The sequence below is a fragment of the Bartonella sp. AP58NXGY genome, from assembly GCF_042195785.1.
Lineage (GTDB): Bacteria > Pseudomonadota > Alphaproteobacteria > Rhizobiales > Rhizobiaceae > Bartonella.
In genome coordinates this window covers 1-2,764 of record NZ_JBHIOY010000023.1, presented here as the reverse complement: position 1 = coordinate 2,764, position 2,764 = coordinate 1, and the positions used below count along the sequence as shown (strand labels likewise).

Below are 2,764 nucleotides of genomic sequence, written 5' to 3'. Positions count from 1 at the left end.
GTCATTGTGATTGCCCCACTATTTTCTGCATTAAGCCCGATGAAAGCATTATTAATTGTTGTTTTGCCATGCAATTCAATTAAGCTATCAGGATCGGTGGTAGCTGCACCGTATCCGTTGCCTATTGTTGTTAGAGCAACATCTGCGACCTTAATATGTCCACCACTTTTTGCAAGCAATGCTGCGCTTGTCCCAGTTACAGTTCCTCCCGTCATTGTGATGGTACCACTATTTTCCGCGCCAAGGCCAGTTACAGCATTATTAATCGTTGTCTTCCCATGTAATACAATTAAGCTGTTAGGATCAGTGGCAGCTGCACCGTATCCGTTACCATCCATTGTTGTTAGTATCACATCCGTGACATCAATATATCCGCCGCTCTTTGCAAATAATGCTGCGCTTTTTCCAGTTACAGTTCCTTCCGTCATCATGATGACGCCTCTGTTTTCTGTATAAAGCCCGATAAAAGCATTATTAATCGTTGTTTTCCCATACAATTCAATCAAGCTGTAAGGATCTGTGGAAGCTGCTCCGTTTCCGTTACCATCTGTTGTTGTTAAAACAACATTTTCGCCTCTAATATATCCACCGTTCACTGCCAATAATGCTCTGTTCCCCCCAGTCACTATTCCTCCCATCATTGTGATTGTGGAGAATAAACCGTCTGCATAGAGTCCATCACCATAAGATGATGTAACTTGAACGCTGCCTTTTTGACTATTGGCTAAAGTAATGATGCTGCCTTCTGTAACGTATAGCCCGGCGTGTTCTCCATTATATTCTCCTCCTAATATCGCTATTTGAGAATGACCTTCTGCGGATATGCTGGTTTCTGCTTGGGTAATGGTTACATTTTCTAAAGTGACTTGACTTCCAGCAAAGGCTGTTATTCCTGTGTATAAAAACTCTTCTTTTTCATTTCCCAATTCATTTTCTAATTCACTTTCCCATCCAGGGTCTAATTCATTGTCCGATGTTTTTACATTTGCTAGCTTGTCTTGATCATTTATGTTGGTGTTTGCATAAGTAATTGTTACATTTTCTAGCTTATTTTTTTTGCTCTTACTTTCATTAAAGAATGCGCCAGTTTCAAAAGCTGTAATGGTTCCTCCTGTCATTGTGATTGTGCCACTGTTTTCTGCATAAAGCCCAATTACAGCATCATTAATTACCGTATTTCCGTGTAATTCAATTTTACTGTTAACATCATTGGCTATTGCACCGATTCCGGTGCCGTCTGTTTTTAAAGTAACATCTGAGATGTCAATATGTCCGCCATTTTCTGCAAGCAATGCTGTGCTTCTTCCAGTTATTGCTCCACCAGTCATTGTGATTGTAGATTGTTCACCATTTGCATAAAGTCCATCACCATGGGATGATGTAACTTGAACACTGCTTTTTTGGTTATCGGCTAATTCGCTATAAGTTAAAGTAATAGCGCTGCCTCCTGTAGCGGATATTCCTTTGAGTTCTCCATCAAATGCTCCCCCTAATATCGTTATTTCAGAATGATCATTTGCGAATATGCTGGTGTTTGCTTGCGTAACCGTTACGTTTTCTAAAGTAACTTTGCTTTTGTTGTCGGCATTTATGCCCTCGTCCATGAAGTGGTCATCTTTACCGCTTGATATTGTTACACCTTCCAGCTTGTTTTTATCATTCATACTGTTTTCGAAGAAAGCGCCAATTTCAGAAACCGTAATAATGCCTCCAGTCATTTTGATTGTAGCACCATCTTTTGCATTAAGACCAAGACGAATGTCAAAATCAGTTCCTTTAATGGCTGTGTCTTGCAGTAATGTAATTGCACTGCCAACACCGTCAGCTGTTACAGCATAAATATCTGTGTCTTTATTCCCAACCACAGTTAAATGTGTGCCGGTGATTTCCCCGTTGTCTTTTGCATGAATAATCTCATACGTTGTGTTAGATACTTCTTTTTTCTCGCCGGAAACTTCAAGAGTTTCAGCATATACATTGATATGGGTGTTGAATAGCATGACAGCTATGACAGCTGTGCAGCATAAAAGGGATTTTTTACACATCAAGATTTTCCTAAATTATAAGTAAATTATAAGTGCCACACACTCTTCCCCCGCTTATAAGAAGGATATCAAATGGATGGGTATTTTAGAGATGGAACGTGATAGGCGATTTTTATTTTTATGTAAAGTATAAAATAAATTATATATTTAATATATAATGAATTATATTTTAAATTCATTTTGTGCTAAAGTAAATATATTATTTTAATATTATATAAGTATTATAAGTTTTTCTATTCAAGATATGTGTTATGTTTGCATAAAACTTGTTGCTTATGCTTAAAAAAAAGGTGTAGGCAAGAAAATTCCAAAAAACTGTATGCTTGAGCCTGATAAAGATTTCTTTCAACATCATAAAACCAAAGATGATACCATAGCTTTCATGTTTTCCTTTAACACGGTTATGATAAAATAGCGCTCATTGATTTTTCAATCGACTTTTAGTTTTTTTCAAGGGATATTTTTACTAGTTGAAAGCGCGATATTTTATTGTCTTGAGTTTTTTTAACTAATTTTCTCAAAGAGAAATGTTGGCAGTGTGTATTGGTAGAGAAGAATAGGGGAGAGATAAAAAGGCAGCACATCGTGCTGCCTTTTTTGTTAATGCATAAAAAAGAAATACGCTGTTTTTACAGCCTTGATTTAAAACTGATAGCGTATGCCGCCTGAGAAATTTGCTCCAGATATACCAGTTTTCTGAAGCTTTTGTTGATAACTTA

1 protein-coding gene and 1 pseudogene are annotated in these 2,764 nt (G+C 37.1%); both read right to left on the bottom strand.

Going from position 1 to position 2,764, the window contains the following annotated elements; genetic code table 11:
• Nucleotides 1–2,045, bottom strand: a pseudogene (locus tag ACFINC_RS08790) (autotransporter outer membrane beta-barrel domain-containing protein); the annotation flags it as partial.
• Between the two features lie 517 nt (nucleotides 2,046–2,562).
• A partial coding sequence (locus ACFINC_RS08785; protein WP_375616962.1) for a hypothetical protein occupies nucleotides 2,563–2,764 on the bottom strand: 202 nt, incomplete at its 5' end.